The sequence below is a fragment of the Arenimonas sp. genome (genome assembly GCF_019459675.1).
Taxonomy (GTDB): Bacteria; Pseudomonadota; Gammaproteobacteria; order Xanthomonadales; family Xanthomonadaceae; genus Arenimonas.
Genome location: NZ_JAIBFH010000405.1, coordinates 1 through 2,284 on the forward strand (window position 1 = coordinate 1; position 2,284 = coordinate 2,284).

Consider the following 2,284-nt stretch of genomic DNA (forward strand, 5'->3'; position numbering starts at 1 on the left):
ACCTATCTTTGAAGCCGCCCCGCCGGGCGGCCGGGGCGGGGGCCCCCGCGGCCCCGCCACCGTCGAGTTCACGCCCGAGGGATTGCCGGCGCTGATCGCCCAGCAGGGCTGGCAGGTCGAGTACCGCGAGTGGGACGCCGCCGAGCCGGCCCGGCCGCGGCGTGTCTTTGCCCGGCAGGGCGAATCCACCGTCCGGCTGGTGGTGGACAGCTGGGGCGAGCCGTGAGCGAAGCGCAGGACGGCTGGAGCCGCTGGCCCGCGCCGGCCAAGCTCAACCTGTTCCTGCGCATCCTGGGACGGCGGCCGGACGGTTACCACCGCCTGCAGACCGTGTTCCAACTGCTGGACTGGGGCGACACCGTGCGGCTGCGGCTACGACCGGACGGACAGATCCGACGCGCCGTGTCCCAGGCTTACGGCGTACCGGAGGAGCAGGATTTGGCGATTCGTGCGGCTAAATTACTGCAAAGTGAAGCTAAAATAGCCGAAGGTGCGGACATCTTCGTTGAAAAGATCATTCCCTTGGGCGGCGGCTTCGGCGGGGGCTCGTCGGATGCCGCTACCGTGCTGGTGGCCTTGAACCGGCTGTGGGCGGCGGGGCTGGACGAGGACCGCCTGGCGGCGCTGGGGCAGCAGCTGGGTGCCGACGTGCCGGTGTTCGTGCGCGGCCGCAGCGCCTGGGCCGAAGGCATCGGCGAACAGTTGACGCCGATCGCGCTGGCGCCGGCCGCTTATCTGGTGGTGGACACGGGCGTTGGCGTGCCCACCGCGGAGTTGTTCCAAGCCCCTGATTTGACGCGTGATGCGGCCCCGGCCACAATAGCGGACTTCGTTTCTGGCTCCGCGCTCGGCAATGCCTTCGAGCCGGTGCTGCGTCGCCGTTCGGAAGCCGTCGAGGCGACCCTGCAGGTGCTTTCGCAGCTCGGTCCGGCGGCCCTGACCGGGACCGGCGGCGGTTGTTTCGTCCGCTTCGGCGTGCGGGCCGACGCCGAGGCCGCGCTGGCCCGGCTGCCGAAAGGTTTCCGGGCCTGGGTTGCCGAAGGCGTGTCGGAGTCGCCGCTGCACCGGGCGCTTGGGCAGCGCTGAGTCGAAGCGGGAAGTTGCAACGGTGGGGCGTCGCCAAGTGGCCTAAGGCACCGGGTTTTGATCCCGGCATTTCGTAGGTTCGAATCCTACCGCCCCAGCCATCCATCGGCGAAAGCCAAGTCATAACCCACAGCGCGGAAGGCCAATCCATGAGCAAACAAAACCTGCTCGTCTTCACCGGCAATGCCAATCGTCCGCTCGCGCTGTCGGTGTGCCGCCAGCTGGGTATCCCGCTGGGCAAGGCGCTGGTGGGCCAGTTCTCCGACGGCGAATGCCAGGTCGAGATCGAGGAAAACGTGCGGCGGCAGGAAGTGTTCGTGATCCAGTCCACTTGCGCGCCCACGGCCGAGAATTTCATGGAGCTGCTGGTGCTGATTGACGCGCTCAAGCGCGCCTCGGTGGCCAACGTCACTGCGGTGGTGCCGTACTTCGGCTACGCCCGGCAGGACCGCCGCCCGCGTTCGGCGCGCGTGCCCATCACGGCCAAGGTCGCGGCGAAGATGTTCTCGGCGGTCGGCACCGACCGCGTGCTCACCATCGACCTGCACGCCGACCAGATCCAGGGCTTCTTCGACATCCCGGTGGACAACGTTTACGCCTCGCCGATCCTGCTGGCCGACATCTGGCGCAGCCACGGCACCGACAACCTGATCGTGGTGTCGCCCGACGTGGGCGGCGTGGTGCGTGCCCGTGCGGTCGCCAAGCGGTTGGACGACGCCGAACTTGCCATCATCGACAAGCGGCGCCCGAAGGCCAATGTGTCCACGGTGATGAACATCATCGGCGACGTCAGCGGCAAGACCTGCGTGCTGGTGGACGACATCATCGACACCGCCGGCACGCTGTGCGCGGCCGCGGCGGCGCTGAAGGCCAACGGTGCCAAGAAGGTCGTTGCCTACTGCACGCACCCCGTGCTGTCGGGCGCGGCGATCGCCAACGTCACCAACTCGCAGCTTGACGAGCTGGTGGTCACCGACACCATCCCGCTGTCGGAAGCCGCCCGGGCCTGCCCGCGCATCCGCCAGCTCAGCGTGGCCGAACTGCTTGCGGAAACCATCCGTCGCATCGCGTTCGGTGAATCGGTCAGTTCGCTCTACGTGGACTGAAGCAAGGCGGGCAGGGGATCCGGGGTAGGGCTTAGCGGATGGCCCAACCCCCATAACCGGCCGGGGCCCGCCCGGGGGCGGGTGGCGGGGCC

General features: G+C 68.4%; 3 protein-coding genes and 1 tRNA gene. All 4 read left to right on the plus strand.

The genetic code is table 11. The annotated features are described in order from the left end of the window. A partial coding sequence (locus K0M70_RS13375; RefSeq protein WP_290782750.1) for a lipoprotein insertase outer membrane protein LolB occupies nucleotides 1–226 on the plus strand: 226 nt, incomplete at its 5' end. Beyond that, nucleotides 211–1,086, plus strand: a complete 876-nt coding sequence (gene ispE, locus K0M70_RS13380; RefSeq protein ID WP_290782754.1) for a 4-(cytidine 5'-diphospho)-2-C-methyl-D-erythritol kinase — start codon at nucleotides 211–213, stop codon at nucleotides 1,084–1,086. The genes K0M70_RS13375 and ispE, both read left to right, overlap by 16 nt. 23 nt (nucleotides 1,087–1,109) lie before the next feature. Further along, nucleotides 1,110–1,187: transfer RNA gene (locus K0M70_RS13385), tRNA-Gln, on the plus strand. A gap of 48 nt (nucleotides 1,188–1,235) precedes the next feature. Continuing rightward, on the plus strand, nucleotides 1,236–2,192 hold the full coding sequence (locus tag K0M70_RS13390) for a ribose-phosphate diphosphokinase (RefSeq protein WP_290782752.1): 957 nt from the start codon (nucleotides 1,236–1,238) through the stop codon (nucleotides 2,190–2,192). The last annotated feature ends 92 nt before the right edge of the window (nucleotides 2,193–2,284 follow it).

Excerpts from the sequence above, each read along its gene's own strand:
- K0M70_RS13390 (WP_290782752.1), top strand. The coding sequence starts at position 1,236 with ATGAGCAAACAAAACCTGCTCGTCTTCACCGGCAATGCCAATCGTCCG.